A 17,585-nucleotide genomic window follows, 5' to 3' on the forward strand; every position below is an offset into this window, starting at 1 on the left:
AGCCTTTTTTTGTTGCTACAAGTTAGATTCGATCTTAACTCAAGCTCTTATTTTTTAGGATACGGATCGAATTTATACGTCCAAAACTTTTCGGTCGAAAAACGTTCGCGGATCGACGGATGCGAAGCGGGTAAACCTTCGAATACCGGATCGGTATGGAACTGCGACTTGTGCGCTTTGATCGAACCGATTTTTTGTTCCAGATACAACGTGATATCGACATGAACATCCGCAGGACCCAGCGCGCGCTCGTGCCCTTGAGCAAAAGCCACCACATGCACTTTCGGGCGATCTTTCGGCTTCATCGCTTCTACAACGCGGATCACCGCCGCTCCGCAAGCATCATGATCGGGATGCACGCTATATTCGGGATGGAAAGTCAGAATCAGCGAAGGATTTAATTCTTCGATCAATTCGCGAAGTCGACCATCCAGCAATTCACGATCTTCGAATTCAATCATTTTATCATGGAAACCGAGTGTACGCAGATCGGTGATGCCGATTGCTTCGCAAGAAGCTTCCAATTCGCCTCGGCGCACAGTAGGCAAAGTCACTCGATTGGCAAATGGCGGATTCCCCAAATTGCGACCCAGTTGACCCATCGTTAAGCAGGCATAAGTGACCGGTGTTCCGTTATGCAAATGATAAGCGGCTGTACCGGATACGGTATAAGACTCATCATCAGGATGAGGGAAAACGATTAGTACATGACGTTCCACGGGAAATACCCGCTCCTTTCTTGATACGGGATGACCCGTCTTAATAATCAATCATGAAATTTTAAAAAGGTTCAGGGCTAAGCATAAGGCTCACAACGAGTTTGCCGTCATTATCGTTGCCGGCAAGAATCATACGCTGCGTCTCGGTTTCTTCGTAATGCGTAAGCCCTTCGGCATAAATCCAGCCTTCTGGCATTTTCAGCCCGACCCGATACGGCCCTACTCCAGAGATCGAACCATTCGAATAGCTGACTTTCACATTGCGAATCAAGTTCGAAGCAACCAGTTTCGATCGATCACGATCGAATGTATAGGCGCCGTTGGTCAGCTCAAGATGCAAATACAGTTCTTGATTTTTCAGCTGGTCCAACAGTTCTTGAACAGCTTGCGGTTGAATCGGTAGCATCGGAGTCTTCCCTTCGGTTTGAGATTTACAAAAGTAACTTTCATTATAGTACAGGATGTCGCCCGGAACAACGAAGCCCTTCGTCTACTCATCGCGAAAAAAGGTGCATTTCCCGAAGGAAACGCACCTTTTTCTACATTTATCAAGCTTTTAATTCGTGAACGTAAAGTCATTCGAAGCCGAAGACAAAGCGTTCGATGCGGCTTGAGTACCGTTTGACACAGACAATACATAAGCACGGTAAGGCGTACCTGCTTGCAGCGCGTTACCGTAAATATCGGTGTCGCTGCTGCTCAAGTTGAATGTTGCACTTCCGTTCGAAGATTTCGAGAACGACTGCTGAGCATTGCTCGCCGTTGTTGTCGTGAAGTTCGCAACATCGGCAGCACGTACCAACAATACGCGGTAATCGGAGATTCCAGACGCATTGGTCGGAGGCGTGAAGTTAACCGTTACTGTACCGGTATTCGCTGTAACTCCGATCGAAGATACCGCTTGTACCGAAGCTTCGGACAGCGAAACTTCTGCCGAACCACTCGACAGCGAGTTCGCACCGCTTCCAGCCACAGTCAAGACATAGATCCGGTACTTGTTGCCGGTCGTGATCAGGTTGCCGAATACATCTCGGCTATTTGCCGCAAAAGCTTGGCGAATTTGCCCCGTTCCAGCTTTCGATACCGTTACATAGTTGGATGTTGCGTTAGCATCCGCTAACGAATACGAACCGGAACGATCCGAAGGAACCGCAAGCAAACGATATTGGGATACATTGTCTTCGTTCGTCGAACGTGTGAATGTCGCTTCGATGTCGCTTGCATTACCGCTTGCTCCGGTTACGGTTGCCGCTACATTCGTAGCGCCGGATACCGCAGAGTTGCTTGTCAGCGATACGGCGTTCGATACGCCAGACAACGCATAGTTCGCGTTGTTGTTTGCGGAGTTCGTCGATCCAACGGAAAGGACGAATACACGGTAGCTTACGCCGTTACGAATCGGCTCACCGTTCACATCGCGAGTCGATGCGTACAAGAACTGACTTTGGTTCGCGCCTGTTTTCGGTACAGCCGTATAGTTGGCTGTAGACACATTGATTGCCGACGCCAGATTGAAGTTTGCCGCGCTCGCTGCTTTTACAACCAAGATGCGGTATTGCGACAAGCTGTTCTCGTCTGCTGCACGGCCGAAGGTTACGAGCAAGTCGCGTCCGTCGCCATAATCGCCAGCATCGTTAAGAGTCGGCGTCGAAGCTGCACCTACGCTGTAGTTGCCTGTCAGCGTGATGGCTTGAGAAGCGCCCGACAATACGTTGGTGCTCGAAGATGTACCCGAACCGATGGTCAGAACGAAGACGCGGTAAGCTGTACCGTTGCGAATCGGATCGCCATCTGTATCGCGTGCTGTGTTTGGCAGCGTTTGTGCGATGTTGGAGCCATTTTTAGTGATCGGCGTGAAGTTTGCGCTAGCTACGCTGTTCGCATTGTTGACTGTGAACGCAGCAGCTTTCGAATCTTTTACGACCAATACACGGTATTGGTTAACCAGAGCTTCATTCGAAGCTTTGTTGAACGCTACGCGAAGATCGCGTCCATCGCCGTAGTCGCTCACGTCGCTTGCCGCTACCGCTGTAGCCGATACATCAGAACCTGCTGTAGTCAGTGTGATCGAAGGCGATGCAGTCGACAACGTGTTGTTGGCTGCTACGTTCGACGAACTTGTAGCCAATACGAATACCGTGTAAGGCACATCGTTTCGAAGCAGTTCACCTGCTGTATCGCGAGATTGCGCGTTCAGAGCTACCGTCGGATTGCCGCCTGTTTTGTTCACTGTCGTCGAATTTTGCGCCGTTACTGCGTTCGCGTTATTCAAGTTGAACGAAGCTGCGTCTTTTGTTTTTACGACAAATACTTTATAACCGGATACACGTGATTCGTCTTGAGCTTTGGCGAAGCTTACGTTCAGGTCGCGTCCGTCGCCGAAATCGCCGACGTCAGTACCTTTTACCGCTGTTGCTGTAGCAGCCAAAGTTCCGTTCAGCGTTACTGCTGTAGAAGACGCCGACAATGCCGTCTTATTCGGAGCAAATGTGTTGCCTACTGCAAGAACGAAAATTTGATACGACTGTCCAGAAGCCAGAGCTTGACCGTCGCTATCTTTTGATTGTGCAGTCAGAGAGACGGTCTGATTCGATCCGCTTGGAAGAACCGTCGTATAGCTCGAAGTCGCGGCTTTTGCTGCATTGAACGAAGAAGCATTGCTCGATTTTACTGCATATACGCGGTAATGATCGACATACGATTCGTCTGCGGATTTTGTGAACGATACTTGCAGATCGCGTCCGTCGCCGTATTGACCCAAGCTACGTGCCGTTACCGAAGAAGGAGCTTGCAGATCGTTCGATGTGGTAATCAGAACGCTTTGGCTTGCCGAGTTCCATTTTACGTCTTGACCGAGAGCTTCGCCGACAAAACGAAGCGGAACAACGGTGTTGCCGTTGATCGCGCGTGCCGGTACGTCCAGCGTTACAGCATGACCGTTGATTGTAGCGGCTTTGGAGCCAATTTTCAGCATAACCGTGTTACTGCCTTTGTATGCGGTAATCGTTTGTGCTTTTTGGTTCCAAACTACTCTTGCGTTCAGCCCTTCAAAAATACCGCGCAAAGGAACCAAAGTCGTATTGCTTTGGATCACCGGAGCTTGACGCGTTACAAGTTGTACGCCATCGATATAAATTTTAATCGCTGCTGCTGCGTCTGCCGAATACGGAATAGCCGAAGGAAGCAAAAGCGCCCCCGCAAGTAAAGCTGCACCCATTTTTTTCATGTTCTTTTTCATATATTGTATACTCCCTTCCAAGCGATGTTGGATTTTTGTAAGGATTTCTTTTTTGACTCTGAAAGGTAGACGCTGGAAATAGGTAAAAGGTTGCACAACTTTATTAAATTAATTGAATCAGTGATAAGATGATCCCGACCAAGAAACCGCAGACGGCGCCGTTCACTCTAATCCATTGCAGATCTTGTCCGATCTTTTCTTCCAATAGCTCGACCAATTGCTTATCATCCATGCGATCGACATTGTCGCGAACGAGTTGACCGATACGGTAATGATTTTTTTCGGCAAGCTGCACGATGGCATCACGCGTCTTCGTTTCCCACATTTCGATCCGTTCGGGTTCAGCCATCAGATTACGCATAATCGCCGCATAGACGCGGAACACGATTTTCCCGCCTTTGGCGCGTTCTTCGGCTGTTTTCTCCAACGCGAACTCACGTAACTTCTCCAGATTATCCAAAATGAATTTTTCAGTCGCTTGTTCTTGTAAGACTTCTAACACTTGCCCACGCAAATATTCCAGCTTTTCTTCATCGCCTGCCGCTTCGAACAATTTCACGCGTACTTCGCGCAAAATCGCAAGACGCTGTTCGCCGTAAGGATCAAGTAACGAGTCGACACCGGCGACAAGCATGGTCTGAATCATCGAACCCAGCTTATCTTCGTTGACCATTCCTGCAAACGCTTGAAAAGCAAAACCGGTAAAGCCGCCTACCTTCGCATTCGAAAGCTGATCCATCGCAAGCGTTCCCATTGTATCTTTAGTCTCGGGACGCTGTGCCCATGCTTTGGCTTCGCCAAGCACATAATCGAACAACCGGATTTCATAGCCGTCGTTTAACACTTTCGTCAACGCCCGATCGGCAAGCCCCGCAGCATCGACATTACGAATATAAGCAGCCGCAGCTTCACGTACCGGCTCAACAGCTTTTTCAAGCGGCAGATTAACGATCGCTTCTGTCGCAAAATCCAGCACTTGCTGACGTGTACGCTTGCGCGCCACCCTACGAGTCAACATCTGCCCTGCGGCATGAATCAAATTCAATTTGCGTAGTTGCTCCGTAATACTTTCTTTGTTGAGCAATTGCGTTTCCATCGCGGATACAAGCGAGTCCACAATCCGTCCTTTATTTTTGAGCAACAAAGACGTGTGCGGAATTCGCAAACCGAGCGGATGACGGAACAACGCAGTCACAGCGAACCAATCGGCAAGCCCGCCAACCAGACCTGCTTCAAATCCACCAATCAGCAAAAAGGTCCAATTGTTTTCCGGTAAAAACAAGCTGCCGACAAACCCCACTGCCATGATAATCAGCGAGATTCCAGCCAAATTTCTTGACCCCACATTCATCTCCCCTTGCTTCGCTTCTATCAAATGATAGGTCTAATTTCTAAAATTTGTCCGTAACGACCAAACTTTATTGTTTATTTTAGTATAGGAAGTGATTGAAACGCAAAAAAGAGCTGTAAACATAGAGTAGAACATTCAAAAGTCCGGATTTTTACGATAATAAGCTTGGTGAAAGGATGAACATACAGTATGGATAACATCATTTTGGTTACTTTCAAACAAGAAGAGTCATTGCTTCGAGTCGTTGACGAATTCAGTCAAACTCCATCTTCCGAAAATTATTCGGTTATGCAAGCGGCAATCCTGCGTAAATCTTCCGGCAACATCATTCGCGAACGCAATCTTCTTTTTAATGAAGAACTCGGCGCGAAGCATCTTACGGACAATCTTATTGATTCGATGATCTCGGTTATGTCGGGTCCGATCGGAAGTATAATCGGCGGTTATACGGCGCCGCTGCTCGACGCCGAACTCAATGCTCGGCAAATTGTCGAAGAGGCGGGTATGCTTGAAGCGATCGGTGCCAAATTGAACGAAAGCGAATGGGCAATGATCTTATTGGTGCGTGAACATAATGAGATCAGCTTAAGCAGTCATCTGAATCGAATGGGCGCAAGTGCCGTTGTACGCAAAGACGCCGCTCTCGTTGCGTACGAAGTGATGAACGCACGCGCAATTCGCAGCGAATGGGAAGAACGAAGCGGAGCTTTTCCGGCAGAAAGCGACGAAGCGTTCAAAGACAGTATCCGCAACGAATTGCGTGAACGAAATCAACGAAATTCGTATGAACACGAGCAATCTCTTCGCGAACGCTTAGATAGCGATTTTGCTCATATCGAACCGAAAAACTAGATTTTTTTCCGAAATAACTTGGGTCCCCCGTCGCTTGCGCTTACATATATAGAGGAGGTTATTTATTTCATGAAAAAATGGTGGTCTTTATCGCTTTCCCTGGCTTTACTCAGTTCTGCAGTGGTTCCAACTTCGGTATTCGCAGCTCAAACTTCGGCAGCAGCTTCCAGTCTGACCGCAACGCAAGAAGAGGCGGCACTTACGCCGTCAATGGCGCAGGCTGTTAAGTATGCCGATGCACTGGACAAGATCGTGAAATACGAAGACCTAGCTGCCGATACGTTTAATTCCGTCGGTTACGTCTCCGCTTCGAACCGCAAATCGGTCTATACGAAGCTCAACAGCGTGATTGTTCCGAACTACAGCAAATTTTATTACCACCTCAAACAAATCAAGCCAGGTAATGCCGAAATCCAAAAGCTGCACAATTATTACCTACAAGGCGCAGCCCTTCAACTTGAAGGCATGCAACTGCTGAAAAAATCGCTATACGGCTCCAAAATTAATTGGACAACGTATAAACAAGGACAAGCCAAGTTAAAATCCGGCAAAGCCAAAATCGATGTCTTCATGAAAGGCTTCGAATCCTATATGGATAAACTAGGCTAAATCTTTTTTCTTTTCCCTACCGGCTCCACATATCCAAAAAGCAAAAACCAGACCGCGCTTGCAGTCTGGTTTTTTGCAATTAAACTCCACCCTAACTGAAGCAAGGAGACGGAGAGAGAAGTTTAGTGCAGGAGCGTTAGCGTTCGCCTTTGAAATCGGGAATATACAAATAAAACTTCAATCTCTTTTCCCGATTTCAACAAGCGACCGAAACAAACTTCTCTCGCAGTCTCCTTGCTTCCTCCCCCACAAGTAACTTTCTCGGCATCCCAGCAGACCCCAACTAAAGTCTGTTTTTTTGTTCTTTTTGCGACAAAAAAATCCAATCTATTCAGTTTAAGCTCCTTTTTACCGATAATATATCGTTATGCAACAAATTATGACTGATTTTGCGTACAATTTATTGCAATTATGTTGTTCAAAATATAAGATGCTAGAAGAATATGAATTTTTATTGACGAAAGGATCGGTACTGCGATGGATCAACAACGCTTCACACTTGACTCTCACCTCTGTTTTTCCCTTTATGCTTGCTCCCGGGCGATTTTCCGGATGTATCGACCTTTACTGGATGATCTCAATCTAACGTATCCACAATATTTGGTTTTACTTGTCCTTTGGGATCGGCAAGAGAGCAGTATCAAAGAACTGAGTCAAGTGCTCAGCTTGGATTCCGGAACACTGACACCGATGCTTAAGCGTATGGAAGCTTCCGGTCTTCTCGAACGTAGCCGTTCGCTTGAAGATGAGCGCATTGTCACGGTACGTATCACTGAAAAAGGCTTAGAACTTCAAGATCAGGCTAGTTGTATTCCGGCTTCGCTCGTCGAATCGAGCGGTCTGGAAATGGAGCAGATCGATATGCTCAACAGCACCATTCGCACACTTATGAAAAGTGTAGATAGTTATCGTTAATCGCGACCTGATCACCGATCGTTCATTACGAACGATCGGTTTTTATTTTTCCAACTTTCGGCAAACCTAGAACACATGTTACTGTAACTACACAGGTCTATTTATCCGATAACAAGAGTGAACGATGTTTTCAGGAAAAGAGGAATCTCAATGACCGAATACCGACGCTTTCTACTCCGGCTTGTGCGCAATTACATCATCGGGTCGGTGCTGGCTGTTCTTTGTCTGGGAGGAGCCGTCATCTCTTCCGCACTCGATTTACCCGTAGGGGGATTCAATTATCTCTTTATTGTGCTTTTTATTTCCTTCCTTTGTATGATGGGTGTGGAACTTTTAACTTTCAAAAAACAAGTGAAACCGATTCAGTTTTTATTTTTGCAAGAAAAACCAGCGCTTCATCATATTCAAGACGCTTATGTACAAATCCATAGACTGCCGGCATTATCCGTATTTCGGATCATGGGACCGCATCTTTTTGGTTTGTCGATTCCAGCCATGTCATTGACTTTGATCTTTATGAATATCGGCTGGGTCGATCTGCCCGTCTATTATATCGGAATCGCAGCGTCAGGCGCTGTGCTTGTAGCCGGTATGCACGCCCTGATCGAATTCTTTTTGACGGATCAAGCGATCCGCCCTCTGCTGCAATACGTCAGCGATATGGGTGAACGCGAGTACGGAGTCAGCGTATCGCTCGATGGACGCGTCATTGTATCGACGCAGCGCAAGTTCCAATTGAGCGCCTTTTCGATCGGTACCTTTCCTTTGTTCTTTTTCGTGCTTGCTACCCAAATTCGTCTTAGCGTGACCGGTTCGCCTTTGATCCAGGATTATTGGCAATGGGCTTCACTGATTCTGATTTTCGGCATTGGCTTCTCTTCGCTTGGCGCATGGCTGCTGAGTCGAAGCGTTCGTCAACCGATCAGCAATTTGGAAAAAGCACTCCGTGCCGTGCAGACCGGAAATTTGGAGACACGCGCTTCCGACCTGTATTCGGATGAATTCTCAAAATTGGTTGCTGGATTTAACCACATGGTGCAAGGATTGTCTCAACGCCAGCGGGTTAATGAACAATTGCTGCAAAGTTATTTTTCTACCTTGGCTGCCGCACTTGATGCTCGCGACACGTATACAGCCGGTCACTCGCAGCGGGTTGCCGAATATTCGCTACTGATCGGGCGAGGTGCCGGGCTTAACCGCGAAGAACTGGATCTGTTGAACAAAAGCGCACTGCTTCATGATATCGGCAAAATCGGCGTCCGCGATAGCGTTCTGCTCAAAGACGGCAGATTGACCGACGAAGAATTCGAACAGATCAAAAAACACCCGGCGCTCGGCGAAGAAATTTTGAAAAGGGTCGAGCCGCTTGAGATGATGGCTCCTTTGTTACCGGGCGTTCGCTCTCATCATGAACGGTACGATGGACGCGGTTATCCAGACGGGCTTGCGGGCAATGATATTCCGCAGCTAGGTCGAATCATTGCGGTTGCCGACGCGTTTGATGCGATGACCTCAGATCGTCCTTACCGAAGCGGAATGCCGCTGGAGAAAGCGATCTCGATCATCGCTGAAGGCAAAGGCACACAATGGGACCCTTATTATGCGCAGGTTTTTATCGATGCTTTTTATCAAAACAAAGAGATTTCAAGCATTTCTGCCGAGTCGTTCAAAACGAAGTCTGGCTGACTTTTACTTGCCATTGATCAGACCAAAAAACGCGCCAAACGCTTCCCCTTATTGGGCAAAAGCGTTTAGCGCGTTTTTGATTTGTTGCGGCGATAACGGCTGATCGATATCTTCCCAATCGTAAATCAATTGAAAATACGATCGATAGATCAAAAAAGAAATAAGTTTTGGCTCTAACCTGAAGACCTCGCCTTGCTCTATATGTCGATTCACCAAAGCTTCGATGTAAGCCATGATGCCTTTTTCCAAAGCTTGCCGCATCTCCATAATCCCATGTACGCCCGATTGCCGGGCTTCGCGGTAAATACCGACCAACAGCCGATGACGGGCTCGTAGAGCGATCATGACATCCACAGTTCGCTCAATATCTTCGCTGAGCCGCTGTCCCGGAAGACATACCTTTTCTGATTCTGACAACAAATCTTTCAGCACATCGTCGACAATCGCTTCGATCAAGGCTTCTTTGTTGGCAAAACATTCATAGATCGAGCTTTTGCTAACATGTGCGAATTTGGCAATCCGTTCGATTGTCGTGCCGCGAAATCCGAATTGCTCCAAACAAAGAATAGCTGCTTCCAAAATTAAACGTCTTTTTTCCTCCATTTCTACCCCTCTTCCCTATAAAAAAGCTTCCCGGCAAAGCGAGAACGCTCGCTTGCGGGAAGCTTGGTATTAATCCTTGATGCGTGGAACTGCCGCCCGCGACGACATTACGCTTTAGCCGGTGTTCCTGTCGAGATTGAATCTGACTTTTCTTCGTTGTTTACTTTTTGAGCGCGTTTGTTGCTAAACAAGAAGACAACCAGCGCAAGGATGATAAAGACAACGCCGAAGATTGCGACATGACCCAATTGATTCCAGAAGAAGCTCCAATCGTTTCCGAGCGAGATGACTTCACGCAATGCGCGAATACCGTAAGTCGCAGGCAAGAATGGATTAATCGCTTGGAAAAATGCCGGTGTCAGCACTTTCGGGAATGTACCTGCGCTACCGCCGATTTGTGCAAGCAAGATCAAGAAGGCAATAAATTGTCCGACTTTACCCAGTGCGGCAAACAGGAAGAATAGCAGAGACAAGAAGGTCAGACTTAAGGTGAACGTAATCGCGTAGAAGTGCCATAGACTTTGCACGTCAAGCCCTACGATTCCCATCAGTACCACATCCAAAATCGCCGATTGCAAAATCGCCATAAACAGAATCAGGCTGAATTTACTCCAGAACCAAGACCAGCCGGAACGCGGCGTCACTTGCGGTGTTTTGAGCGGATACACCGACGAGAACATCAATGCGCCTGCAAAGAGCGCAATCGAAATCATATAAGGAGCAAGCCCTTCGCCGTAATCCGTAATTTCATGCACATCGGAATGCTGGAGATCGGTTGGTTGCGCGAACATATCGTACGTCTTATCGTCGGAACTTACGTCTCCGGCTTTTTTCACGCCATCGGCAAGAGAGGTGTACAATTCGTTCGTTCCGTCTTTCAGATCGCCAACGCCGTTGTTCAACGTCACCGAACCGTCTGCAAGCTGATTGGCTCCGCTTCGCAGTTCGCCTGTCGCACCGCCGAGCTTGCCCAATCCGCTAACCAATTGACCGCCGCCGTCTTTCAATTGACCGAGACCGCCAACCAGACTTTGCGAACCGGCTTTCAATTGATCGGTTCCGCTCACCAGACTTTGCGAACCGGCTTTCAATTGATCGGCTCCGCTTACCAGGCTTTGTGAACCGGCTTTCAATTGATCGGTTCCGCTTACGAGGCTTCCTGCGCCTGTAGCCAGCTTTTTCGAACCGGCTTCGGCTTCGCCGAGCTTCGTTGCAAGAGTTCCCAGACCGTCTGTAACTTGTTTTTGTCCATCGACCAGACTTGAAGAACCTTGCAGCAATTGAGTCTGCCCGTCTGCCAATTGACCGACCGCGCCTTGAATCTGCTGCGCGCCTTCGTTTAGCTTCGCTACGCTTGTTGTCAACTGATCCAGTTGACCGAGCGCTTGCTGGAGCGATCCAGACTGGCTGTTATCGCCCGAAGATTCGCTACCCGAAGAAGAAGCGCCCGCCGCGAGCAATGACAGCAATTGTTGTTTATCTGCATCAGGAATCGTCGAACTGCTTTGAACATACGAAGCAATCGCTTCTTGTTGTTCTTTCACCGCGGCTGCTTTTTGCTGCAATTGCTGCTGCGCCGCGCCAAGACCATCGACAGCTGCCGAAGCTTGCGAACCCAAGCCTTGAACCGCTTCGTTAAGCTGCGCCATTCCTGCTGTAAAAGGCGTAAGCTGCTCTTTTAATTGATTCAGACCCGCGCTTGACTTGCCCAGACCTTCATTAAGCTGCTGCGCTCCGCTTTGCAACTTTTGCGAACCGCCAGACAACGTAGTCGCGCCGTCTTTTAATTGCGATAGCGCTTGATCGAGCTGCGTTGCGCCATTTTTAAGCTCACCAGCGCCGCTTTGAAGACTGCCCAGACCGTTGTCTAATTTGCTTGCTCCGTTCGACAGCGTGCCCAGACCGTTATCCAGCTTGGTCGCTCCGCTTGATAATGTACCCAGCCCGTCGTTCAAACGCACGGCACCGCTTGCTGCACTCGCAATACCGGTACTCAGCGTTCCTGCGCCGTTCGTCAGATCCGCTACGCCTTGTTGGAAGGTGACGCTATTTGCTGCCAGCTTTTTGAGATTATCGGTTAACTTTTGCGAACCGTCGGCAAGATCCGCAGCGCCGTCATCCAACTTTTTGGCTCCGTCGTCTGCATCTTTTAAGCCGTCCACCAATTCGCTCAGACTTTTGAATACGGTTGTTGCATACTCTTTTGTCACTTGCTCGGCAATTTCTTTGTCTACTTCTTTGACCGCTGACTTGGCGATCTGTGCCGAAGAATAACCCATCCCGGAATTCGTGTAGTAGCGAATATCCATCTTTTTCGGATTTTTGTTCAGCAACGTCGAAGCATTTTCAGAGAAATTGTTCGGAAGCTCGATTACCATAATATACTTCTCGGTCTTCAGCCCATTCAGGGCGTCGTTTTTGTCGGTTGCAACCCATTGGAAAGAATCGTTATCTTTTAGCCCATCAACAAAATCTTTGCCGACGTCCAAACGCTTTCCTTCATAATTGGTGCCCGTATCTTCATTGACGACTGCGACTGACAACCGATCCGTATGACCGTAAGGATTCCAGTAAGCCGAAAGAAAGAACAGACCGTATAATCCTGGAACCAACAACATCGCGATAATCGTCAACATCGTCATTCGATGTTTTAAAATACTTTTCCATTCTGATTTAAACATCTCCGCAATCAAGCTCCTTTCTAAAAAGTGACTATAAAAACAATTCGGTCAATCGGTACTGTGAGAAGTATATCACATTAGACATATAATTCAACCTCTTTTTTTGCGTTTTTAAAAATGGTTAGAAATTGTTTGGTATTCATGAATTTTTTTCTTTTTTTTGAATAAATTTTACGATCCTTACCTATTGGTAGCTACTTTTCCTGATAAACGGATGCTATAATTGCCGTATAGGGAAAGTCTGATAAATGAGGTGAGTTTTGTTGAACACGGAAGCCGATCTGGAACTAAAATATAAAGTGCTAAACGAACTGCTGCCGGGAATACTATCGAGTGAGACGCCTTCGCAGCTTCTTACGCATGTTTTTGGTTGTGTAAGCAAGCATTTTGGTTTGGATCTTTTGCTGAATTATTGGGTGGAAGAGAAGTTCCCGTACCGACTTCAACTCATTCATCATCGCGGTGTCACATTAGAAGAAGCCGAAGCGCTGCTCTCTCTCGATCAAGGGCAAACGATTTGCGGAGCTGCGATCAAATCGATGCAACCTTACATTTGTGAAAACCTGCAAGAAACGACGGAGTTTCATGCACGCATTTTACGGCAAATGGGTCTTCGGCGTTATGTGTGTTTTCCGATTGTGGTTGGCGACGAGACTCGTCCTTTTGCGATCGGATTCGGTTCGCGTAGCGGAGATGTTTTTGATCCGACGGAACTTGAAGTGCTACATATGTTATCGGAAAATTTAATTCATGCATTTGCTCGTATCGGAAAATTCGATGAATTAAAACGGCAAAATGCGGTGCTCGCGGAAACCAATCGCTTTTTGTCGTCTTCGGAAAATCGGTTCGCTGCGATTTTCGCAGCCAGCCCTCACCCGATGCTGATTACGACGCTGGAAGATCGGGAGGTTATTGAAGCCAACGACGCTTTTTTGCTTTTGCTTGGGATTACCCGACTTCAAATGGATACACGGTACGGTGAACTGATTCGCGGTAATGAACTGATGATGCAAATTCCTCAGCCGGATGAACAATCCAGCGTACCGGAAGGCATTAGCCGCGAAGTGACGTTTACCAATCATCTTGGCGATGAGAAGGTCTGTATTTTGCGTACGGTCCTGCTCGATTTCAATGGTGAATTGCTGCTGCTTACGATGATTAGCGATCTGACGGAACACAAGCAGTACGAACATGAATTGCAGCGCTTGTCTCAGCTTCATCTGGTTGGCGAAGTAGCAGCCGGAATCGGTCATGAAGTACGTAACCCGATGACGACGGTTCGCGGCTTCCTTCAATTGATGCTGATGCAAGGCAAAAATACGTTGGAACCGGCTTATCTTCAAGTCATGATCGAAGAACTCGATCGCGCCAATCAGATTATCACCGAATTTTTATCGCTCGCAAAAGACCATATGGTACAGCTCAAGCGCGAAAATCTGAATGATCTGATTCGCAAAATTTTACCGTTGATCGAAGCCGATGCTTCCGTAACCGGCAAAATGATCACGACGCATCTGACTCCTGTCGAATCGATTGAGATGGATAACAAGCAGATCACACAATTGATTCTCAACTTTATCCGTAATGCGCTAGAAGCCACAGGCGAGAACGGTTGGATTCAATTGAAGACGTATATGCAAGACGGACGCGCTGTACTGGTTATCGAAGATAACGGCCCGGGTATCGCTCCCGATGTGGTCGAGCAAATATGGAAACCTTTCTATACGACAAAAGAAAATGGTTCCGGGCTTGGGCTTGCGATCTGCTTCAGTATTGCCAACAAACACGGTGCTTTGATCGATCTTTCGACTGGCAAAGAAGGCACAGCTTTTTACGTACGATTCCGTACGAATTAAAAGCAAATCAAAAACAATAGGTTGAACCAGAACGATTTCTACGGAGATCGTTCTTCTTTTTGTCTATTTCTTTTTAAAATCTCCATCCTCCAAAAGTAAGCGGTTTCAATTAAGAGGATTTTTATGTTAAAATCAGTTACGAAACGTTTCGATTTAGATTTTTTCAACAAAAAAATGAAAGTTCGAGAGGAGAAAAGACATGAAAAAAGTTACGATCTTTAGCTTCGTTCTCGCTTTTTGTCTGATCGCCCATCTGGCGTTGGTTCCTGCCGGTTCCGCTCAAGCCGCATCTTCAACGGCTGGGCTCAATGCGGAATTAAAATCAATCTCCAAAAAAACATATCGTTTTTTCAAAGATTATACCGATCCCAAAACCGGGCTGACTTCTGACGAAATTCGTATGACCGCAAAAGGCGTAGAAGAAGCCAAACGCACTTCGCCTACAAATATCTCGATGTATATGATGAGTACCGTGTCTGCGCATCAGCTCGGCATTATTTCCAAAAAAGAAGCAGTATCGCGTCTGAAAACGACGTTGAACACGCTTGAAAGCATGGATAAATGGAACGGGCTTTTCTACAATTGGTACAATACGGACGATGCTTCGCTCAAAAAAGATTGGGGCGAATTTATTTCGCAAGTCGATAACGGCTGGTTATCCGCAGGTCTGATCGTCGTCGGTCAAGCTTACCCGGAACTTCAACCGCAAAGTCATAAACTTGTCGACGCGATGGATTATTCGACGTTGTATGATCCTGAAGTCGGTCAATTCCGTGGCGGTTACGATGTAGCCAAAGGCGCTTTGACCGAGCATCATTACGGAACTTTCTATACCGAGCCAAGACTTGGCAGTTATATCGCGATCGGTAAAGGCGACGTTCCGAAAGAACACTGGTGGAAAATGTACCGCACGATGCCGCAAGAATGGGATTGGCAGTCTCAAATTCCTGAAGGTCAGACCGTGAACTATGACGGCGTCGATGTGTTTGAAGGTCATTACACGTATCAAGGTCAAAAATTCGTGCCAAGCTGGGGTGGCAGTATGTTCGAAGGTCTGATGCCAAGTCTGGTACTCAAAGAAAAAGAATTAGGCAAAAAAGCATTAGGGCTGAACAATCAACGTCATGTGGATTTACAAATTCGATATGCCAAAGAAAAAGGCTATCCGGCATGGGGCTTCTCCCCTTCTGCGACGCCAACCGGCTATAGCGAATTTGCGGCAACGCCGCTTGGCATCTCGGGCTACAAAGACGGAGCGACCGTGACTTCACATGCCACATTCCTTGCTCTGGACTATGCACCCAAAGAAGTCTATCAAAATATCAAAGCACTCAAAAAAATGAAGATGATGGGCAAATACGGGCTATACGATTCGATCAATATGGACACGAAGGAAATCGCGAAAGCTTATCTGGCGCTGGATCAAGGCATGATTATGGTCTCGATTGCCAATACGCTGAAAGACGGCGTGATTCGCGATTATTTCCATAGCGATCCGATTGGCAAAAAACCGGAAGAGTTGTTGAAGAAAGAAGAATTCTCGATTCAATGATTGTAAAAGGTAAAAAGTCTATGGAACAAAAAAGCCGCCGGGAAATTTCCCGGCGGCTTTTTCTATTCTAAGCAAGTGTGATAAGATCGCTAATTCTTAGCCGATCCACGCCCACATAAATCCGTCCCGATCCCAAGCAATTTGCCCGTGATGCAGTTTACGGAATTCTTTTTTAACATCTTTTTCAAGCGATGTATTGCCGTTATCGTTGACGAAAATAAAATGTTCGCCGAAATGTTCCCGCACGTAAGCAATCGCTTCTTCTTGCCTTAAAATTCCGCGAAAACGAATTTCCCCAACCATCCATTCCGCTACTTGTTTGGCAGTCGTTTCTGCCTGTTGATTGTCGCTCATGAAGCCCTCCTGAAAATCGCTTTTCTTTGATTATAGGAGTGATTACTTCAGAATGTCTACGTTTGGCATGAACGGAAGAGGTTGTTTTCTGCCGTTTACTGCATTCATTACGCCCAGCACGATGTAAACCAAAGCCGCGATATTCAGAACCGGCATCAACATCCATCCGATAAATGGAATGATCGACAATACGATATTCCCCGCGATCAGTGCCAACAATAGCAGCAATCCCTGATTGGCGTGGTACATGGCAAAGCGAGAATTACGAGCCGCTAGCAAAGGTACGAAAAACAGAATGTAAGAAATAGCGGCAACCGTTTTGTTTTGCTCGACATCGTGTGGATCAACTTGTTGGTCGTGCGGATTGTGCGGATTTGGATTTTGCATCATTGGAACCCCTCTCGATTTTAAACTCCCGTTTTTGAAAAGCTGATGAACCTGTTGTCGAATTGCTCAAGTGTAGACGTCGGATCATTCATCCATCGCCTGTTATCTAAGCGAATATACGCCGATATCGCAACACGGTTTCATTATTTTTACATTATTTTAAAAAATTTTTCGAAAACTTTTCGAAATAATTTTTAATAACGCACTTGCTTTTTTTCAGTAGACAGTTTATATTAATTGACGGGTCAACCATTGAGGTATCAATCATTATACGGAAAGGAGGGCTGCGCATGTGTCCGGTCACGCCCGAAGCGTCCATCTTGGAACGACTCCAACTTTTAAATACTCGAATCGGAACTGCTTTTTCTGGCTGCGCAGGGGTCAGTTCTTCTCGTTTCCGACTGATGCAGCAGTTGTTTGCTATCGAAGAAATCGGACAGAGCGCTTTGCAAAAGTCGCTTGGCATCGATGGAGCGGCAGTAACTCGCCACCTGAAACAACTTGAAGCCAACAATTTCGTCAGTCGGCGTACTTGTCCAGAAGATAACCGCGTCACTTTGGTTTCACTGACTGAACACGGACGTCTGCACGTTAATGATTTTGTTCAAGAAAAGTCTCGTCTGATCGAAGATTTGTTTGAAGGATTTGACGCTGAAGAACGTAAGACGCTAGCGGATTTGCTGGAAAGGATGCAGCGAAACGCAGACACCCTCTGATCCGCGAACGAAATAAGACCTGTATCCACAGGCAGACGCTACAAGCGTCCAAAATCTAATTAATCA

The 17,585-nt window shown here is 47.0% G+C and carries 15 protein-coding genes; 7 read left to right on the top strand and 8 right to left on the bottom strand.

What is annotated here, in order from left to right:
• Positions 1 to 47: 47 nt before the first annotated feature.
• The 4 genes from bshB2 to NOM90_RS12120 form a co-directional block, all read right to left on the bottom strand.
• Positions 48 to 719 (bottom strand): bacillithiol biosynthesis deacetylase BshB2, encoded by a 672-nt coding sequence (gene bshB2 / locus NOM90_RS12105; protein ID WP_255942248.1) that lies wholly within the window; start codon positions 717 to 719, stop codon positions 48 to 50.
• 61 nt (positions 720 to 780) lie between these two features.
• Positions 781 to 1,125 carry a YojF family protein gene (locus NOM90_RS12110; RefSeq protein WP_255942250.1) on the bottom strand — a complete coding sequence of 115 codons (345 nt, stop codon included), beginning with the start codon at positions 1,123 to 1,125 and terminating at the stop codon, positions 781 to 783.
• Positions 1,126 to 1,275: 150 nt separating this feature from the next.
• Positions 1,276 to 3,957, bottom strand: a complete 2,682-nt coding sequence (locus NOM90_RS12115) for a copper amine oxidase N-terminal domain-containing protein (protein WP_255942252.1) — start codon at positions 3,955 to 3,957, stop codon at positions 1,276 to 1,278.
• Between the two features lie 103 nt (positions 3,958 to 4,060).
• Positions 4,061 to 5,302, bottom strand: coding sequence for a DUF445 domain-containing protein (locus NOM90_RS12120; protein WP_255942254.1), 1,242 nt, complete (start codon positions 5,300 to 5,302; stop codon positions 4,061 to 4,063).
• A gap of 195 nt (positions 5,303 to 5,497) precedes the next feature.
• Here NOM90_RS12120 and NOM90_RS12125 point away from each other — a divergent pair, with 195 nt between their 5' ends.
• The 4 genes from NOM90_RS12125 (at position 5,498) to NOM90_RS12140 (ending at position 9,370) form a co-directional block, all read left to right on the top strand.
• On the top strand, positions 5,498 to 6,160 hold the full coding sequence (locus tag NOM90_RS12125; RefSeq protein ID WP_255942256.1) for a hypothetical protein: 663 nt from the start codon (positions 5,498 to 5,500) through the stop codon (positions 6,158 to 6,160).
• Between the two features lie 69 nt (positions 6,161 to 6,229).
• Positions 6,230 to 6,769, top strand: coding sequence for a hypothetical protein (locus NOM90_RS12130; protein WP_255942257.1), 540 nt, complete (start codon positions 6,230 to 6,232; stop codon positions 6,767 to 6,769).
• 552 nt (positions 6,770 to 7,321) lie between these two features.
• On the top strand, positions 7,322 to 7,684 hold the full coding sequence (locus tag NOM90_RS12135; RefSeq protein WP_305120999.1) for a MarR family winged helix-turn-helix transcriptional regulator: 363 nt from the start codon (positions 7,322 to 7,324) through the stop codon (positions 7,682 to 7,684).
• 150 nt (positions 7,685 to 7,834) lie between these two features.
• Positions 7,835 to 9,370 (top strand): HD domain-containing phosphohydrolase, encoded by a 1,536-nt coding sequence (locus tag NOM90_RS12140; RefSeq protein ID WP_255942259.1) that lies wholly within the window; start codon positions 7,835 to 7,837, stop codon positions 9,368 to 9,370.
• 48 nt (positions 9,371 to 9,418) lie between these two features.
• Here NOM90_RS12140 and NOM90_RS12145 read toward each other — a convergent pair whose 3' ends face one another.
• Both NOM90_RS12145 and NOM90_RS12150 read right to left on the bottom strand, forming a co-directional pair.
• Positions 9,419 to 9,973: a TetR/AcrR family transcriptional regulator gene (locus tag NOM90_RS12145; RefSeq protein ID WP_255942260.1), complete on the bottom strand. Its 555-nt coding sequence runs from the start codon at positions 9,971 to 9,973 to the stop codon at positions 9,419 to 9,421.
• Positions 9,974 to 10,080: 107 nt separating this feature from the next.
• The gene (locus tag NOM90_RS12150; RefSeq protein WP_255942261.1) at positions 10,081 to 12,654 is read right to left on the bottom strand and encodes a YhgE/Pip domain-containing protein; all 2,574 of its coding nucleotides are present in this window, start codon (positions 12,652 to 12,654) and stop codon (positions 10,081 to 10,083) included.
• 260 nt (positions 12,655 to 12,914) lie between these two features.
• Here NOM90_RS12150 and NOM90_RS12155 point away from each other — a divergent pair, with 260 nt between their 5' ends.
• Both NOM90_RS12155 and NOM90_RS12160 read left to right on the top strand, forming a co-directional pair.
• Positions 12,915 to 14,510, top strand: a complete 1,596-nt coding sequence (locus tag NOM90_RS12155; RefSeq protein ID WP_255942262.1) for an ATP-binding protein — start codon at positions 12,915 to 12,917, stop codon at positions 14,508 to 14,510.
• A 199-nt stretch (positions 14,511 to 14,709) separates the two neighbouring features.
• Complete coding sequence (locus NOM90_RS12160; RefSeq protein WP_255942263.1) at positions 14,710 to 16,062, top strand: glucoamylase family protein; 1,353 nt, start codon at positions 14,710 to 14,712, stop codon at positions 16,060 to 16,062.
• Positions 16,063 to 16,158: 96 nt separating this feature from the next.
• Here NOM90_RS12160 and NOM90_RS12165 read toward each other — a convergent pair whose 3' ends face one another.
• Together NOM90_RS12165 and NOM90_RS12170 are read right to left on the bottom strand one after the other, a co-directional pair.
• Positions 16,159 to 16,416 (bottom strand): DUF6953 family protein, encoded by a 258-nt coding sequence (locus NOM90_RS12165; protein ID WP_255942264.1) that lies wholly within the window; start codon positions 16,414 to 16,416, stop codon positions 16,159 to 16,161.
• Positions 16,417 to 16,458: 42 nt separating this feature from the next.
• Positions 16,459 to 16,806, bottom strand: coding sequence for a DUF4870 domain-containing protein (locus tag NOM90_RS12170; RefSeq protein ID WP_255942265.1), 348 nt, complete (start codon positions 16,804 to 16,806; stop codon positions 16,459 to 16,461).
• A 287-nt stretch (positions 16,807 to 17,093) separates the two neighbouring features.
• On the opposite strand from NOM90_RS12170, the gene NOM90_RS12175 reads away from it, so the two are divergent.
• A complete protein-coding gene (locus tag NOM90_RS12175) occupies positions 17,094 to 17,519 on the top strand; it encodes a MarR family winged helix-turn-helix transcriptional regulator (protein WP_255942267.1) in 426 nt (141 codons plus the stop codon).
• Positions 17,520 to 17,585: the final 66 nt, after the last annotated feature.

Origin of the sequence: Saccharibacillus sp. JS10 (genome assembly GCF_024436065.1) — a bacterium.
GTDB lineage: Bacteria > Bacillota > Bacilli > Paenibacillales > Paenibacillaceae > Saccharibacillus.

Coding starts and splice junctions, on each gene's coding strand:
- NOM90_RS12170 (WP_255942265.1), bottom strand. CDS start 16,806: ATGATGCAAAATCCAAATCCGCACAATCCGCACGACCAACAAGTTGAT.
- NOM90_RS12115 (WP_255942252.1), bottom strand. CDS start 3,957: ATGAAAAAGAACATGAAAAAAATGGGTGCAGCTTTACTTGCGGGGGCG.
- NOM90_RS12135 (WP_305120999.1), top strand. CDS start 7,322: ATGTATCGACCTTTACTGGATGATCTCAATCTAACGTATCCACAATAT.
- NOM90_RS12160 (WP_255942263.1), top strand. CDS start 14,710: ATGAAAAAAGTTACGATCTTTAGCTTCGTTCTCGCTTTTTGTCTGATC.
- NOM90_RS12165 (WP_255942264.1), bottom strand. CDS start 16,416: ATGAGCGACAATCAACAGGCAGAAACGACTGCCAAACAAGTAGCGGAA.
- NOM90_RS12150 (WP_255942261.1), bottom strand. CDS start 12,654: ATGTTTAAATCAGAATGGAAAAGTATTTTAAAACATCGAATGACGATG.
- NOM90_RS12145 (WP_255942260.1), bottom strand. CDS start 9,973: ATGGAGGAAAAAAGACGTTTAATTTTGGAAGCAGCTATTCTTTGTTTG.
- NOM90_RS12140 (WP_255942259.1), top strand. CDS start 7,835: ATGACCGAATACCGACGCTTTCTACTCCGGCTTGTGCGCAATTACATC.
- NOM90_RS12175 (WP_255942267.1), top strand. CDS start 17,094: ATGTGTCCGGTCACGCCCGAAGCGTCCATCTTGGAACGACTCCAACTT.
- NOM90_RS12125 (WP_255942256.1), top strand. CDS start 5,498: ATGGATAACATCATTTTGGTTACTTTCAAACAAGAAGAGTCATTGCTT.
- NOM90_RS12110 (WP_255942250.1), bottom strand. CDS start 1,125: ATGCTACCGATTCAACCGCAAGCTGTTCAAGAACTGTTGGACCAGCTG.
- NOM90_RS12130 (WP_255942257.1), top strand. CDS start 6,230: ATGAAAAAATGGTGGTCTTTATCGCTTTCCCTGGCTTTACTCAGTTCT.